Source organism: Salinispora mooreana, assembly GCF_000379065.1.
GTDB lineage: Bacteria > Actinomycetota > Actinomycetes > Mycobacteriales > Micromonosporaceae > Micromonospora > Micromonospora mooreana.
On sequence record NZ_KB900614.1, the window covers coordinates 390,021 to 405,106 of the forward strand.

A 15,086-nucleotide genomic window follows, 5' to 3' on the forward strand; every position below is an offset into this window, starting at 1 on the left:
AAGCGACCAGGCCGTCATGATCTGATGTGTACCGCTACCGGAGGCGTCGGAGCACCTTGGCAGTCTCTGTCAGGTTCACCCGGTGAGCGAGTCAAGGGTCCTTGACCGGGGGAGGGGTTGGGCCGTGGAGGTGCGGCTACCGGAGCCAGGTGACGCGCTCACGGGCGTCGAGATGTTCGCCGGCCTCGAGCCAGAAGCCCGGCAACGAGTAATCGCGGCGGCGGTGCCACGCACCTACCGCAAAGGGCAGCTACTCTTCGTGGAGAACGACCCGGGCGAGTCCCTGATCGTGCTACGCCGCGGCGCGGTGGCCGTCTTTCGTACGGCTCCCACCGGTGAGCGGGCAGTGCTGTCGGTGATCCGGCCGCCGGAGGTGCTGGGCGAGGTCTCGTTGCTCGACGCCTCCACCCGGTCGGCGTCCGCCGAGGCCATCGAGGACTGCGCGGCCCTGGCCCTGTCCCGGGGCGCCTTCATGGAGTTGGTGCACTCAAACCCACGCATCCTGGACGCGGTGATGCGTTCTCTCGGCAGCCTGATCCGCCGGCTGACCGAGCAGAACGCCGACCATGTCTTCCTGGATCTGCCCGGAAGGGTGGCCAAGACGCTGGTCCGCCTGGCCGGTGAGAGCCAGGCCCCCATGATCACCATTGAGCTCAACCAGAGCCAGCTCGCCGAGATGGCCGGGGGCTCCCGACAAAGCGTCAACCAGGCGATCGGCTCCTTCGCCAGCCGGGGCTGGCTGCGCACCGAGGGCCGCCGGATCGTGGTGACCGATGTGGCGTCGCTGCGCCGCCGCGCCGGCATGAGCGAGCGCTGACGACACGTACGATCAGGGGCGGGGTGGGCGATCGACCCCGGACGGGCCCGGCCGGCGACGCACCGATCGCAAGACGCGACCGAACGCACTCCCGCAACCGGTCCCCGGCGTGTCACGATTCAAGGCACGGCGGACACACACGCCGAGAGGCTTCGGGAGCGCGCCCCCGGCGCGCGATGAGGAGGTTGTCCGGTGTCAGCGGGTGGGGCCCGCCGGGGACGGCGGGACAACGGGATCGACGCAAGCGAGTACGCGATCGCCGGTGATGTGGATCCCCGGGTAGGTGAGCATCTCCTGGACGTGCTCGCCGCCGGCGGCATCGCCGCCTATCTACAACCCTCGGCCGACCTCAACCCGGTCACCCGCACCACCACAGTCCCGCCCCGGCCAATCGACCGACTGTACGTGGACCGCTTTCACCTGCGAACCGCTCGGGACTACCTGACCCAACTCGCCGACGAAGGCGTCACCGACCGGGCCCGGGACAACGAACCCGACATTGAGGCCGAGTGGGCACGGATAGTCGCCGGGTTCCACACCACCTCCGCCAGCGGTGGAAGCAGCCGGTGGCCTGTCGCAGAGGACGTGGACGACGACCGGGCCGGCCGGGCCTCCACCGACACGCGGCGACTGCCCTACGCGGCGGACGTCTCCGGCGTCTCCGTCAGCCAGGGGCGGGAGGAGGAGCCGTCACTCCTCGACGGGTTGGACACCTTCGGCGCGGACCTGCCCGACGACGAGGAGGAGGCAGAGCGGTACACGCCGCCCCCACCTCCACCCTTGCCCCGCATCTCCAAGTACGCCACGCTCGGCATCCTGGCCATAGTGGTCGGCTTCCTGCTCTTCCTCTACCCGCCGCTGCTTCCGGTAGACCCGGGGATTGTCACCCTGCTCGGCTTCACCGGCATCATCGCCGGCTTCGTCACCCTGGTCTGCCGGCTCCGCCCCGGCGACCGAGACGAACACGACCCGGACGACGGCGCCGTCGTCTGATCTGGGGACCCCCGAAGCTGAGGCGTAACAATGGTGTAACTTACGGTTAGTAGGAATACTGCTGTCCGTCATCCCCCTCCGCCGGCTGCCGGCCCTATCCCCCTGTTGCGGCGGTATCCGGCAGATCGGAAACGCTCGAGGTGCGACAGAATTCCCTGGTGGTGGTCGCCAACCGCCTCCCCATCGACGACAGTACGGCGCCCGACGGTGCCTGCGAATGGCGCTGCCGCCCCGGCGGCCTGGTGAACGCCCTACACACCCCGCTACGGCAGACACCCGCAGCCTGGGTGGGGTGGGCGGGTGGCACCGGGCCGGCACCGGCGCTGCCCGACGTTGACGGTGTCCGGATGCACACGGTGCCGCTCACCGCCGACGACCTACGTGACCACTACGAGGGCTTCGCCAACGCCACGCTCTGGCCGCTCTACCATGACGCCGTCGAACAGCCGGAGCACCACCGCCGCTGGTGGGAGGCGTACCAGCGAGTCAACCAACGGTTTGCGGCGGCCGCCGCCGAGGTGGCCGAGCCCGGCGCTGTGGTCTGGGTGCAGGACTACCACCTACAACTCGTGCCCGGCCTGCTTCGGGCACTCCGGCCGGACCTGCGAATCGGCTTCTTCCTCCACATGGCGTTCCCACCGCCGGAGCTGTTCATGCAGCTCCCCCGGCGAGCCGAGCTACTGCGGGGAATGCTCGGTGCCGACCTGGTCGGCTTCCAGCGGGCCCAGGCGGCACACAACTTCGCCCAGCTCGCCGACCGGGTGCTCGGGCTGCCGGCCACCGACCATCGAATCGCCGTTGACGGCCGGATCGTACGCATCGGTTCGTTCCCGGTCTCCATCGACACCGCCGAGATGGCCGCCCTGGCCGACCGGCCCGACGTCGCCGACCGCGCCAGCCGGCTCCGCCGTGACCTGGGCAGCCCGGAACACGTGATCCTCAGCGTGGACCGGATGGACTACACCAAGGGCATCGAGCAGCGGCTGAAGGCGTACAGCGAGCTGATCGCCGACGGGCACGTCAAGGTCCAGGACACTGTCCTGGTGCAGGTGGCGGTGCCCAGCCGCGAGCGGGTGGCGCAGTACCAGATCCTCCGCAAACGGGTCGAGCGCGAGGTCGGCCGGATCAACGGCGAATTCGGCCGCGTCGGCGAGCCGGCCATCCACTACCTGACCCAGCCCTTCGACCGCGCCGAGGTGGCCGCGCTCTACCGGATCGCCGACGTGATGGCGGTGACCCCGCTCCGGGACGGCATGAACCTGGTCGCCAAAGAGTACGTAGCCGCCCGGGTAGACAACACCGGCGCGCTGCTACTCAGTGAGTTCGCCGGCGCCGCCGCCGAGCTACCCCAGGCCTACCTGGTGAACCCACACGACCTGGAAGGCCTCAAGCTGGGCCTGCTCGCGGCGCTGCGGGCCCAGCCGGATCAGGTCCGCGAGCGGATGCGGGCGATGCGGACGCACCTGCGCCAGCACGACATCCACGCCTGGGCTCGCTCCTACCTGTCCGCGCTTGACCAGGACAGCACCCTGCTCAACCGACTCGGTACGGCCCGCTGACCAACCACCCGGGCTCAACCGCCGGACGGCTCCTTCTCCAACCAGTCGAGAATCGCGTCGATCGGTTCCCACCACCCGGCGTCCAGCATCAGGTCGTGGCCCATGCCGGGGAAGAGCAGCGGGGCCGAGGCGTACCGTCGGGCAGCCCGGGTGAGCGCTGAGCGCGGTACCACCCGGTCCTCCGGGCTACCCAGCACCAACACCGGTGGATCGCCCACAGCCGGCTCGGGCTCCCGCCCGAACAACAGCTGCCACTGGGCACGTCGGGCGGGGCGGCCCAGCCGAGACAGGTGCCGCCGCGCCTCATCACGGGGCAGTTCCGGACCGAACAACTGGGCATGGTTGCACCGCAGCCGGCCGCCAACGAGCGCGGGCAGCGTACCCAGGGGGTTGTGGCGCAGCGCCGTGAACGCCGTTGCCCAACCACCCAAGACCGGGGCCACCAACGCAGCGGCGCGGGCCGGGTAGCGGGCCAGGGCGTGCGCAACCACCAACGCCCCGGCGCCATGCCCGACCAGCACCGCCCGGCGGGGCAGCCCCGAGGCCACCTGCACCACGTCGTGGACGTACGCCCGCAGCGTGGCCTCCGGTGCTGGTCCACTGCCAGACTGCCCACGCAGGCTCAACGCGTACCCGGAGAAGCCTCGCTCGACGGTGTGCCCCAACCAGTGCTCGGCGAACGCCCAGGCGCCGTGACCGAAGCCAGGGACGAACAACAGCGGCGGTCGGCCCTCATCCAGCGCGGGGACGGCCTCGAGCACCTCGCGCCGAACCGGACGGACCGGTCGAGCCCACTCCCACCCCCGGATGACCCGTACCTGCTGGTTCACTGGGTAAACCCTCCGCTCGCGACTGCGGGGCTCGCAAGCTCACTCCTCGCACTCACTTGGCCTCCAGGTCGTGCAGGGCGCGCTGCAGGACGCGCAGGTAGTCGGCGTGACCGACCTCGAACCAGTGTCGGCTGCTCTCCTTGACCGGCCCCGCGTAGCGCTCTCCCGCCCGCGCGCTCACCGTGGCGGCGAAGGCTGCCGCCTTGCTGGGCCGGGTCTCCCGCAGTCGCAGCAACCGGGCGAAGAGCACGGTCTGCCAGTGGGACAGCGGGAAGATGCCGGAATCCGGCTGCACCAGGCCGGCCACGGCGAGGGTCGGGTGATTCGGCACAAAGGCGTTGAGCCACAGCGCCGGACGCCCGGTCATGCCATCGTCGCCAAGGATCTTCGGGTCGAGAAACTCGAACCGGGGCAGGTAGCCGGTGGCGAACACGACCAGCTCCGGATCGATCTGCCGGCCATCCGCCAACTCGACGGAGTCCGGGTGGAAGCGGACGGCGTCCGGCACCGGAGTGACCCGGCCATGGCTCAGATAGTAGACGAGTTGGCTGTTCACGATCGGATGCGTCTCCAGCATCCGGTGGTCGGGCTGCGGCAGACCGAAACGGGTCAGATCTCCCACACTCAGCCGGAGGAGGCGGTGCAAGAGCCACTGGCGGAGCCGCCGGGGCAACCGCAGCGCCAGCAGCAGGTCGTTGAGCTGGTCGGCCGGACGGCCGAGGAGATATTTCGGCGCATACCAGTAGCCACGGCGCGTGGAGTGCCAGCAGTGGGCGGCCTGCTGGGCTGCCTCGGCAGCGATGTCGCAGCCGGTGTTGCCGGCGCCGACCACCAGCACCCGCCTGCCCCGCAACTGCGCCGGGTCCTGGTAGGCCGAGGCGTGCATGACATCGCCGCGGAACTCGGCAAGGCCCTCGTAGTCGGGCAGCTTCGACGACCAGTTGTGGCCGTTGGCGACCACAACCGCGGCGTACCGGGAGGTCCGTTCCGGGCCATAGCCGCCGGTGCTGCGGGTCGTGACGTCCCACCGGTCGCCGTCAACCGGCTCGACCCGCACCACCTCCGTGCCGAACCAGACGTGCCGGCGCAGGTCGAAATGGTCCGCGTACCGCTCGAGGTAGGACAGCAGCTGGCGGTGATGCGGGTAGTCTGGCCAGTCGTCCGGCATCGGGAAGTCGGGGAACTGGGTCAGCGGACGCGACGAGATCAGGTGCGTGCTGGCGTAGACCGGGCTCCGGTCGTGCCGCCAGTTCCACACCCCACCGACTCCGGTCTCCCGCTCGTAGCAGTCGACACCGAACCCGTGCTCGGTCACATTCTTGATCGCGGTCAGCCCGCTCGGGCCCGCCCCGATCACGCAGACAGTCTCACCGCGGTCGGAGACGGAGCGGCCGGCACAGTTCCGGTCGAGGGTGCTCGGCTCCGGGTCGGGCCGGCCGTGATCGATGGAGGTGGTCACCGAGGCATCTCCTTAGGTGCGCACGGATGCCGGGTCGCGCAGCATCCTGCCCACATCGGATGCCCAATGTCCAGCCCGGCCGCCCGGCCGCCCGGCGGCCAGTCGGGCGGGGGCAGTAGCCGGGCGGCCGGGACCGGAAGGTGCGACCTGCCGCCGCAGCCGCCCGACTCGCCCGGTCCGACACCGTGACACGGATGACCACCCACCCGCGACGCCGCGTCGCCCCGCTGACCGGGATTGGTGTACGACCGGACCCGCGGCGGTGCTGAGTCGACGGCGGTGCCGGCCCTCGTCCTAAATCTGCCGGGCGAGGTCGGCAGCGCCGATGAGACCGGCGTTGTTGCCGAGCTTGGCGGGACAGATCTGCGCCACCGGCAGCCGGCCCCGCTGCGCGAGCGCCTCGGTGAAGGCGGACCGGGCCGGTCCCAGCAGCAGGTCACCGGCTTCGACGACGCCACCGCCGACCACCAACACCTGCGGGTCCAGGATCTGCGCCAGGTCGGCGAGGCCACTGCCGAGCCAGTGGCCGACCTGGGCGAAAGCCTCGGTGGAGACCGGGTCGCCCTCCTGCGCCGCGGCGGTGATCATCCGGCCGGTGGTCGCGTCCACGTCGCCACCGGCAGCCGCCAGCAGGGTGGAAGCGCGGTGCGGTTCCTGGCGGGCTGCGGCGCGGGCGAACCGCACCAGGGCGCTCCCGCTGGCGTACTGCTCGATGCAGCCCAGCCGGCCACAGCCACACTGGTGCCCGTCCGGCACGGCGAGCATGTGTCCCAGCTCGGCAGCGATGCCGTGCGCGCCACGCACCAACTCGCCGCCGAGCACGATGCCGCCGCCAACCCCGGTGCCGATGGTGAACATGACCATCGAGTCCTCGGCATCGCGGGCCGCGCCGTAACGGAACTCCGCCCAGGCGGCCACGTTGGCGTCGTTCTCCACGATCACCGGCAGGTTGGTGGCTCCGTTGACGAAGTCGCGCAGCGGCTCGTCCCGCCAGGCGAGGTTCGGGGCGAAGAGCACAGTTGAACGACTAGCGTCGATCCAGCCGGCCGCGCCGATGCCGACCCCCTCGATCGCCCGGCCCTCGGCCAGTTCTCGGATCACCTCGACGATGACGTCGCAGGTCTTGCCGACGTCATCCGCGGGAGTGTCCCGTCGGGTCTGCACGAGCACCGTGCCCGTGTCGTCCACGACGCCGGCTGCGACCTTCGTGCCACCGACGTCCACTCCGATGGTCAGCGTCACCGCTGCCACTCCCCTCTGCTGTACTGCCCGGCCCGGAGGCGTTGCGCCGGTCGGGTCGGGGGCGCTGGGTCAGGCCCCTCGGGCGCTCTCGCCCATGTCGCCGGGTGCCCGAGCGGCGGGCACCACGGGACGGTCAGCCGTCGCCGGTGCTTTGTCTGTCGCGGCCGACCCGGCGACGTTGACGGGCGGTGCGGCGGCCGGGACGGGGGCCTCCTCCGCCCGAGTCGCAGCGGACCAGACATCCCCCTCGGACGCCGACGAAGAATCATGCCTGCTTCGGGTGGCTGCCTGCCACACCGGGGTTGGCCGTTGCGGTGCCGCGGGTTCCGCGGTGGGGTCCGCCGCTGAGGTGGGGGCCGGCTGCGCCGAGGCGAATGCCCGGAGCAGGCTCGCCACTCCGGCAGCGAGATCACCGGCTCCGGTCGCGAGCCGCTCGGCGAATTCCGGACTCGGGTCCCGTAAGGCGACAATCGCCCGACAGAGCGGGCAGATGCAGCACTCCGCCGTTCCGGTCGACAGACCGGCACCGGTCGAGCTCCCCGCATGGCCGAAAGCACTCGAGACGACCTCACCGAGCGGACCCCACGAGGTGCCACCCTCCGCGCCGGCCGCGGAGAGCCGCGCCGCGGCCAACAGGGTCGCGACCAGTCGTTCCGCCTCTTCCCGGGCCGAACCCGGATCCGTTGCCCCCATGGTCGGCTCCTCTACCGAAAACGGCCGCGTCACTGCGGCCCGTCAGATGCTTTCTACCCGGCGCTTGAGCTGCTTCAACGCGGCTTCCATGATCATTCTCTCGGCCTTACGGCGAAACATCCCAAGCATCCCGACCGACAGCTCGACCTCCAGTGTGTAGGTCACCGTGGTCGTGCCATCGGCGTTGCCCACCAGGTCGTACGAACCGCGCTGGGTGCGCTGCATTCGGGAGGGCGCCGCCAGGTGCCACCCGATCCGGCTGAGGTCGTCTGCGTACTCGTAGACCAGCACATACTCGTCCACCAGAACGCCGGCGTCGAGGGTGAACCGCACCTGACGGGCGTGACCGTCGGCGTCCTCCTCGAGCACCTCCACCTGGCGCAACGCGTCGGTCCATTCGGGGTAGCGGGGCAGGTCACAGATGACTGCCGCCACTCTTTCCGGTGCCGCACCGATCGTGATCGACTGAATGGAGGAGTCCGCCATGGGGGGAGGCTACCCGGCCGTGTGACGAACCTGTCTGCACCACCCACCGCGTTGGACGGGTAGGTTGCGACAGAGCCGACCGCGAGGGCGGCCTGCCCGGCCAGCGTGAACACGAGGAGAGTGCAGGTGCGCGAGTTCTCCGTCCCACCGATCGTCACTGTCGGCGACTCGGCAAATCTAACCGATCCGGTCTGGGAAAACGCTGAGGTCGCCCCAGACGTGGTGCAGTTCATCCGTGTGGGTGCCGACAACGCCTCGGTCGACGTTACCTGCCGCCAGTTCCGCAACGAGGTGGTCGCGGTGGCGCGCGGCCTGGTCGCGGCCGGGGTACAGCCCGGCGACCGGGTCGGGCTGATGAGCCGCACCCGGTACGAGTGGACGCTGTTCGACTACGCGATCTGGGCCGCCGGCGCGATCACCGTGCCGATCTACGAAACCTCCAGTGCCGAGCAGGCCGCCTGGATCCTGTCCGACTCGGGGGCGGTCGCCATCCTGGTGGAGACGGACACGCACGCCGCGCTGGTAGCCGGCGTCCGGGACCAGGTGCCCGAGCTGGCGAACGTGTGGCAGATCGACAGCGGCGCGATAGACGAGTTGGTCACCGCCGGCGAGTCGGTTGACCCGGCCGAGATCGAGCAGCGGCGCGCCGCCGTACGCGCCGACGACCTCGCCACCATCGTCTACACCAGCGGTACCACCGGACGCCCGAAGGGGTGCATGCTGACCCACCGCAGCATGTTCGCCGACGTGGCCAACGCCGTGCCGGTATTGCCCAACCTGTTCGGCCCGGGCGCCTCCACGCTGCTGTTCCTGCCGCTCGCACACGCCTTCGCCCGGCTGATCCAGGTCGGTGTGGTGCAGGCGCGCGCCACGATGGCCCACTGCCCGGACACCAGCGACCTGCTCCCCCGGTTGCAGACGGTTCGCCCCACGTTCGTGCTCTCCGTCCCCCGGGTCTTCGAGAAGGTCTACAACAGCGCCAAGCAGAAGGCAGAGGCGGCCGGCAAGGGCCGAATCTTCGCCCGCGCCGAGGCCGTCGCCATCGCGTACAGCGAGGCGCTGGAGACCACGACCGGGCCCGGTTTGGCGCTCCGGGTGCAGCACGCGCTCTTCGACCGACTGGTCTACCGTAAGTTGCGGGCCGCGCTCGGCGGACGGTGCAGCGACGCGATCTCCGGCGGCGCGCCCCTCGGCGCGCGGCTCGGGCACTTCTTCCGCGGCGTGGGGGTGACCATCTACGAGGGGTACGGGCTGACCGAGACCTCCCCCGCCGCCTCCGTCAACCTGCCCGACGCCATCCGGATCGGCAGTGTCGGCCGCCCGCTGCCCGGAGTGACCATCCGGATCGACGACGACGGCGAAGTCCTCATCGCCGGAGAGCTGGTCTTCAAGGGCTACTGGCGCAACGAGGCCGCCAGCGCGGATGTGCTCACCAGCGACGGCTGGTTCCACACCGGCGATCTGGGCCAGCTCGACAGCGACGGCTACCTGCGGATCACCGGCCGGAAGAAGGAGATCATCGTGACCGCGAGCGGCAAGAACGTCGCTCCGGCGGTCCTTGAGGATCAGGTCCGAGCGCACCCACTGGTCAGCCAGTGCGTGGTAATCGGCGACCGGCAGCCCTTTGTCGCGGCGCTGATCACCGTGGATGAGGAGGCGCTGCCAGCATGGCTGGCGGAGGCCGGTCTGCCCGCGACCACCTCGGTTGAGCAGCTACGCGAACATGCGGGGCTGCGGTCCGAGATCCAGTCCGCGGTTGACACGGCCAACCGCGCCGTGTCCAGGGCCGAGGGCATCAGAGTCTTCCGAATCCTTCCCCGCGACTTCACCGAGACGACCGGCGAACTGACGCCGTCCCTCAAAGTCAAACGACAAATCGTGCACAAGTCGTACGCTACGGAAATCGCTAATATCTACCGAAGCTGACTACCATCCGTCCCGTGCCCGCCTCCACTCCGAGACCGCCCCGACCGCACCCCCTCGCCGCCGCCGCGCGCGTGGTGATGCTGGCCCTGGTGGCGGTACTGAGCCTGCTCGCCACGCACGACCTCGCCCAACTGTGGTGGATCGCGCTCCTGGCGGCGGCGGGCCTGCCGGCACTGCTCGCGCCGACACACGACCGGCTCGGGCCGCTGAGCCGGGGCGCCGAGGTGATGGTGCTGGGACTCGCCGCCAGCCACGTCGCCTCGATGGCGACGATCGGCGTGCAGAACGCCGGGCTGGGCGCGTCCGCGGTGCTGCCGTACCTGACCGTCCCGGTCACCATCACCGCCCTGCGCCGACGCTTCCGCGAGGGCGCAGGACTGCTGGCGATCATCGGTCTCACCCTGCTGCTGGCCGGGGCGCTGACCGAGGTTGACGGCCAGCGGCAGCTCTTCCAGGTCGGCTACCTGGCGGTCAGCGCCCAGTGGCTGACCCTCTCCGGCCTCGGGCTCTATGCCGCGCGAACCCTGCACCGAGTGATCCAGGCGCGCAGCGACAGCAAGCCCCAGCCATACGCGGAGGCAACTCGCCTCCTCACCCAGCTACGCACAGTAGCTCGACAGCTACCTGGAGCCACACTGGATCCGGGGGGCATCTCCGAGCACCTGCTGGAGGAGCTGCGGACGCTGACGCGGGCAGACCGGGCAGCCGTCCTGTCCGCCAGCGGTGGTGGACGACTGGTGGTCCTGGCCCAGTGCGGTACCGACCGGGTGGACTGGGAGACCACACTGGATGCGGACTCGGCGATCGCCGACGCGTGGGCCAGCCAGCAGCCACAGACCGCCGCGCACTCGCAAGCCCGCTCACCCGTCAGCGGAGAGGTCTCCGCGCTGATCGTGCCGCTGGTCGCCGGGGTGCGCACGGTCGGGTTGGTGGTGCTGGAGGCGGATGTCGCGCACGCGTACCCGCCCGCGGTCGTGGCCCGGGCGACCGGGCTGACCTCCCCCGCCGCGCTACGTCTGGAGGCGGCCCTGCTCTTCGACGAGGTGCGCTCCCTGGCCACCAACGAGGAGCGGCAACGACTCGCCCGGGAGATCCACGACGGGGTGGCTCAGGAGCTGGTGATGGTCGGCTACGGCATCGACAACGCCCTGGCCACGGTGCACGAGGACACCGAGGAGACCGCTGAGTCGCTGCGGGGGCTCCGTCAGGAGGTCACCCGGGTCATCACCGAACTGCGGCTCAGCCTCTTCGAGCTGCGCAGCGAGGTGGACCGGCACGGCGGCCTCGCCGCCGCCATCGCCGAGTACGCGCGCACGGTCGGGGTCTCCGGCGGCCTGCGGGTACACCTGTCGCTGGACGAGTCGACCGCGCGACTGCCCGCCGCCACCGAGGCCGAGCTGCTGCGGATCGCCCAGGAGGCGGTGGCCAACGCCCGCAAGCACGCCGGCGCCTCGAACCTCTGGGTCACCTGCGCGGTGGACCCGCCGTACGCCCAGATCGAGGTGTCGGATGACGGCCACGGGATCTCCGACCAGCGTACGGACGGGCACTATGGCCTTGCGATCATGGCCGAGAGGGCGGAACGTATCCGAGGTCGACTGGAGATCCGGCCGCGGCAGCCAAGCGGCACAACGGTGGCCGTGGTTGTTGGTTCGTCACCCCAGCGCGATAACGTGCGTGGCAGTACCACAGCAGAAGGGGAGTAACCCGAGGATGACCACACCGACACCGGCCACTCGCACCAAGGTCCTCCTTGTGGACGATCACGACCTGATTCGCAAAGGGCTGCGGCATGCCTTCGAGCGCGACCGGCAGTTCGAGGTCGTCGGCGAGGCTGCCACCGCGGCCGAGGGGGTCCGCCAAGCCGGCGCCCTCCAGCCAGACGTGGTCATTATGGATCTGCGACTGCCCGACGGCAGTGGCCTCGAGGCCACCCGCGCCCTGCGCAAGTCCAGCACCACGATGGGCATCGTCGTGCTGACCATGTACGCGGGTGACGACCAGCTCTTCGGCGCGCTCGAGGCGGGCGCGAGCGCCTTCGTTCCGAAGACCGCCCCGGCGGATGAGGTGGTCGCCGCAGCCCGGCACGCCGCCTCCTCGCCCAGCGCCTTCACCGCCGCCGACCTGGCCGAGGCGATGAAGCGCCGGCTGGCCCCGTCCGGGCCGCAGCTCTCCCCACGCGAGGGGCAGGTGCTACGCCTGCTCGCCGATGGGATGAGCGTGGCCGGCATCGCCAAACAGCTCTTCGTCAGTGAGTCCACTGCCAAAACTCACATTTCCAAACTGTACGAGAAGCTCGGGGCCGCCAATCGCGCCCAGGCATTGATGACAGCACTCCGGCTCGGCCTGCTCGAGGCCCCCGACGCGCCCAAGTTCTGAGCCGCCGCTCAGCTAACGAGCAGACAACTTCTCATCGACGACAGTGTCGGCCGGCGCGATGTCGCGCTAAGGTCTCCCCCGGCAGAGGGTTGGTCTGCAGGGGCGGGCCCCGTGCGCACGAAGAGGTGAGGCATGCGACGGCCGGACTGGGCACCCGACGACATCGACATCGAGCGTCCCAGCGTCGCCCGCATGTACGACTACTATCTCGGTGGCTCCCACAACTTCGCGGCGGACCGAGCAGCAGCACAGGCCATGGTCGCGGCCGTTCCCGAGGCCCCGCTGATGGCCCAGGCAAACCGCGCCTTCCTGCGCCGGGCGGTGCACTTCCTGGCTGATGCCGGGGTCCGGCAGTTCCTCGACATCGGCTCCGGAATTCCCACTGTGGGCAACGTGCACGAGATCGTCCAGCAGGTCGCGCCCGACTCCCGGGTCGTGTACGTCGACACCGACCCGGTGGCGGTGGCACACAGCCAGGAGATTCTCGCTGACAACGATCAGGCAACCGTGGTGCAGGAGGACCTGCGGCGCCCCGACCGGATCCTCGGCCACCCCGAGCTCCGTCGGCTGCTCGACCTCAATCAGCCGACCGCGGTGCTCATCGTCGCTGTGCTGCACTTCGTCTCCGACGACGACCGCCCCGCCGAGCTGCTGCGAACCCTACGCGATGCCCTCGCCCCCGGAAGCTGGCTGGTGCTCTCGCAGGCCAGCGACGAAGGGCGGCCGGACAGCGAGCGGAGCGACGCCGAGGCGGTGTATCGGCGCACCGGCAGTCCACTCTGGTTCCGCGACCGGTCCGAACTGACCACGCTCTTCGACGGTTTCGAACTGGCCGAGCCCGGGGTGGTGTGGGTTCCGCAGTGGCGTCCGGAGACGCCGGAGAGCAGTGTGAACGCCGAGGCGTCGGCGTTCCTCGGAGGCGTGGGGCGGATCGGTGGCTAGCCCAGCCACCGCGACTCAGCCGAGCGGCGCCAACTCCGGCATGGCGGCCTTCACTCAGGAATGGGCGAACGCGCTCACCGGAACAAGCTACCTGCCGATGACCCAGGCACAGCTCAAGAAGCTGCTCAACCGCCTCGCCCGGCAGCTGGCGACGGCCCTGCTCGCCGAGCCGTTCGACCTGCGAGCCGGTCAGCGCGTCGGCACCGAGCTGGTCGCCGCGCACATCGCCTCCGCCGAGGCGCTCGGGCGTACGGTTGAGGTCGTTCAGCTCCGCCTGGTGCGCGATCTGGGCCTGGTCGCCGAGGACGTTACGGACCGGCTGGCCCGGTTGCTCGCCGCCGTGACCACCGGCTACACCCGGGCACTGCGCGACCGCACGCTGGACGAGCAGGAGTCGATCCGGCGGGCCGCGATGGCGCAGCGGACGGAGGCCGAACGGGCGCTCCGGGCCAGTGAGGCCCGCTTTCGGCACCAGGCCACCCACGACGCGCTCACCGACCTGCCAAACCGGAATCTCTTCACCGAGCGGCTCACCGCGGTGCTGGAGGCGCCGCAGCGGGACACCGACCGGGTCGGCCTCTGCTTTCTCGACCTGGACCAGTTCAAGCGGGTCAACGACCTGCATGGACACCAGGCCGGTGACCGGGTGCTCACAGAGGTGGCCAACCGACTGCGGCAGGCCCTCGCCGGGCATCTGGTCGCCCGACTCGGCGGCGACGCGTTCGTCATCCTGATCGAACGCACCGGTGGCACCCGGGACGTGATCGCGGTGGCAGAGGCGGCCCTGGCTGCCGTACACGAACCGGCCGCGGTGGCGGGCCAGGAGGTGACGGTGCGGACCAGCATCGGCATCGTGGAGCGGCAGGTCGCGGGCGCCTCCGCGAACGAGCTGATGCGGGCCGCTGACTGCACCCTGCACTGGGCCAAGGCAGCCGGCGGCGGTCGCTGGACGCTCTACGATGCCGAGCGCGACCGCCAAGAGCTGACCCGCCAGGCGCTGACCGCGGCGATCCCGCCCGGACTGGACCGGGGCGAGTTCTACCTCGACTACCAACCACTTGCCTCCCTGCGCGACGGCCGTCTGCTGGGCGTGGAGGCATTGGTGCGCTGGCGGCATCCCGAGCTGGGCGTCCTACGCCCGGACAGGTTCATCGGCCTCGCCGAAGAGACCGGATTGATCGTCCCGCTCGGTCGGTGGGTGCTCGCCGAAGCCTGCCGGGCGGCGGGCAGCTGGTCGGTGACCGGCGGAACGCCGTTCGTCAGCGTCAACCTGGCCGTCCGGCAGGTGCACCGGCCGGGCCTGGTAGACGAGGTCCGAAACATACTGCGGTGCACCGGGCTGCCACCGGAACGTCTCCAGCTGGAGATCACCGAGAGCGCCATGATGAGCCCTGCCGAGGAGCCGGTGCGGGCGCTGCGCTGCCTCGCCGACCTCGGTGTCCGCATCGCCATCGACGACTTCGGCACCGGCTACAGCAACCTGGCGTACCTGCGCGACCTACCGGTCACCGAGTTGAAGGTGGCTGGGGAGTTCGTGGCCGGGCTGCGCGCCCAGGAGCCCCAGGCAGACGAACGGATCGTCGCGTCGTTGGTCTCGCTGGCCCACGCACTCGACCTGACCGTCACCGCCGAGGGGGTGGAGACGGCCGGGCAGGCCGAGCGGTTGCGGGCCATCGGCTGCGACGCCGGCCAGGGCTGGCACTTCGGCCGTCCAGAACCTGCTGACCGGATCCTGGCCCGACTGTCCTGACCGAGCACCG

At 70.4% G+C, this 15,086-nt stretch carries 13 protein-coding genes; 8 read left to right on the top strand and 5 right to left on the bottom strand.

The genetic code is table 11. The features are described 5' to 3' along the window. Positions 1-124 precede the first annotated feature (124 nt). From SALPAC6_RS0101770 to SALPAC6_RS0101780, 3 genes are all read left to right on the top strand, one after another. A complete protein-coding gene (locus tag SALPAC6_RS0101770; RefSeq protein ID WP_012014480.1) occupies positions 125-817 on the top strand; it encodes a Crp/Fnr family transcriptional regulator in 693 nt (230 codons plus the stop codon). A gap of 192 nt (positions 818-1,009) precedes the next feature. After that, positions 1,010-1,810 (top strand): hypothetical protein, encoded by an 801-nt coding sequence (locus SALPAC6_RS0101775; RefSeq protein WP_018251733.1) that lies wholly within the window; start codon positions 1,010-1,012, stop codon positions 1,808-1,810. A gap of 140 nt (positions 1,811-1,950) precedes the next feature. Then, positions 1,951-3,369, top strand: coding sequence for an alpha,alpha-trehalose-phosphate synthase (UDP-forming) (locus SALPAC6_RS0101780; RefSeq protein ID WP_018251734.1), 1,419 nt, complete (start codon positions 1,951-1,953; stop codon positions 3,367-3,369). A gap of 14 nt (positions 3,370-3,383) precedes the next feature. Here SALPAC6_RS0101780 and SALPAC6_RS0101785 read toward each other — a convergent pair whose 3' ends face one another. The 5 genes from SALPAC6_RS0101785 to SALPAC6_RS0101805 all read right to left on the bottom strand — a co-directional run bounded on the left by SALPAC6_RS0101785 (position 3,384) and on the right by SALPAC6_RS0101805 (position 8,079). Next, complete coding sequence (locus SALPAC6_RS0101785) at positions 3,384-4,199, bottom strand: alpha/beta hydrolase (protein ID WP_018251735.1); 816 nt, start codon at positions 4,197-4,199, stop codon at positions 3,384-3,386. A gap of 52 nt (positions 4,200-4,251) precedes the next feature. Continuing rightward, complete coding sequence (locus tag SALPAC6_RS0101790) at positions 4,252-5,658, bottom strand: flavin-containing monooxygenase (protein WP_018251736.1); 1,407 nt, start codon at positions 5,656-5,658, stop codon at positions 4,252-4,254. 294 nt (positions 5,659-5,952) lie between these two features. Further along, positions 5,953-6,909 (bottom strand): ROK family glucokinase, encoded by a 957-nt coding sequence (locus tag SALPAC6_RS0101795; protein WP_188115226.1) that lies wholly within the window; start codon positions 6,907-6,909, stop codon positions 5,953-5,955. 60 nt (positions 6,910-6,969) lie between these two features. Next, positions 6,970-7,593, bottom strand: coding sequence for a flagellar biosynthesis protein FlhF (locus tag SALPAC6_RS0101800; RefSeq protein ID WP_018251738.1), 624 nt, complete (start codon positions 7,591-7,593; stop codon positions 6,970-6,972). 42 nt (positions 7,594-7,635) lie between these two features. Beyond that, positions 7,636-8,079: an SRPBCC family protein gene (locus tag SALPAC6_RS0101805; RefSeq protein WP_018251739.1), complete on the bottom strand. Its 444-nt coding sequence runs from the start codon at positions 8,077-8,079 to the stop codon at positions 7,636-7,638. Between the two features lie 126 nt (positions 8,080-8,205). Here SALPAC6_RS0101805 and SALPAC6_RS0101810 point away from each other — a divergent pair, with 126 nt between their 5' ends. The 5 genes from SALPAC6_RS0101810 (at position 8,206) to SALPAC6_RS0101830 (ending at position 15,076) form a co-directional block, all read left to right on the top strand. Continuing rightward, complete coding sequence (locus SALPAC6_RS0101810) at positions 8,206-10,005, top strand: AMP-dependent synthetase/ligase (RefSeq protein ID WP_018251740.1); 1,800 nt, start codon at positions 8,206-8,208, stop codon at positions 10,003-10,005. A gap of 14 nt (positions 10,006-10,019) precedes the next feature. Next, entirely contained in the window at positions 10,020-11,711 is a 1,692-nt protein-coding gene (locus SALPAC6_RS0101815; RefSeq protein WP_033666322.1) for a sensor histidine kinase, read from the top strand. Between the two features lie 7 nt (positions 11,712-11,718). After that, positions 11,719-12,384, top strand: a complete 666-nt coding sequence (locus tag SALPAC6_RS0101820) for a response regulator transcription factor (protein WP_018251742.1) — start codon at positions 11,719-11,721, stop codon at positions 12,382-12,384. Between the two features lie 132 nt (positions 12,385-12,516). Next, on the top strand, positions 12,517-13,326 hold the full coding sequence (locus tag SALPAC6_RS0101825) for an SAM-dependent methyltransferase (RefSeq protein WP_018251743.1): 810 nt from the start codon (positions 12,517-12,519) through the stop codon (positions 13,324-13,326). A 40-nt stretch (positions 13,327-13,366) separates the two neighbouring features. Beyond that, a complete protein-coding gene (locus SALPAC6_RS0101830) occupies positions 13,367-15,076 on the top strand; it encodes a putative bifunctional diguanylate cyclase/phosphodiesterase (protein WP_223874219.1) in 1,710 nt (569 codons plus the stop codon). The last annotated feature ends 10 nt before the right edge of the window (positions 15,077-15,086 follow it).

Excerpts from the sequence above, each read along its gene's own strand:
- SALPAC6_RS0101820 (WP_018251742.1), top strand. The coding sequence starts at position 11,719 with ATGACCACACCGACACCGGCCACTCGCACCAAGGTCCTCCTTGTGGAC.
- SALPAC6_RS0101825 (WP_018251743.1), top strand. The coding sequence starts at position 12,517 with ATGCGACGGCCGGACTGGGCACCCGACGACATCGACATCGAGCGTCCC.
- SALPAC6_RS0101830 (WP_223874219.1), top strand. The coding sequence starts at position 13,367 with ATGGCGGCCTTCACTCAGGAATGGGCGAACGCGCTCACCGGAACAAGC.
- SALPAC6_RS0101805 (WP_018251739.1), bottom strand. The coding sequence starts at position 8,079 with ATGGCGGACTCCTCCATTCAGTCGATCACGATCGGTGCGGCACCGGAA.
- SALPAC6_RS0101800 (WP_018251738.1), bottom strand. The coding sequence starts at position 7,593 with ATGGGGGCAACGGATCCGGGTTCGGCCCGGGAAGAGGCGGAACGACTG.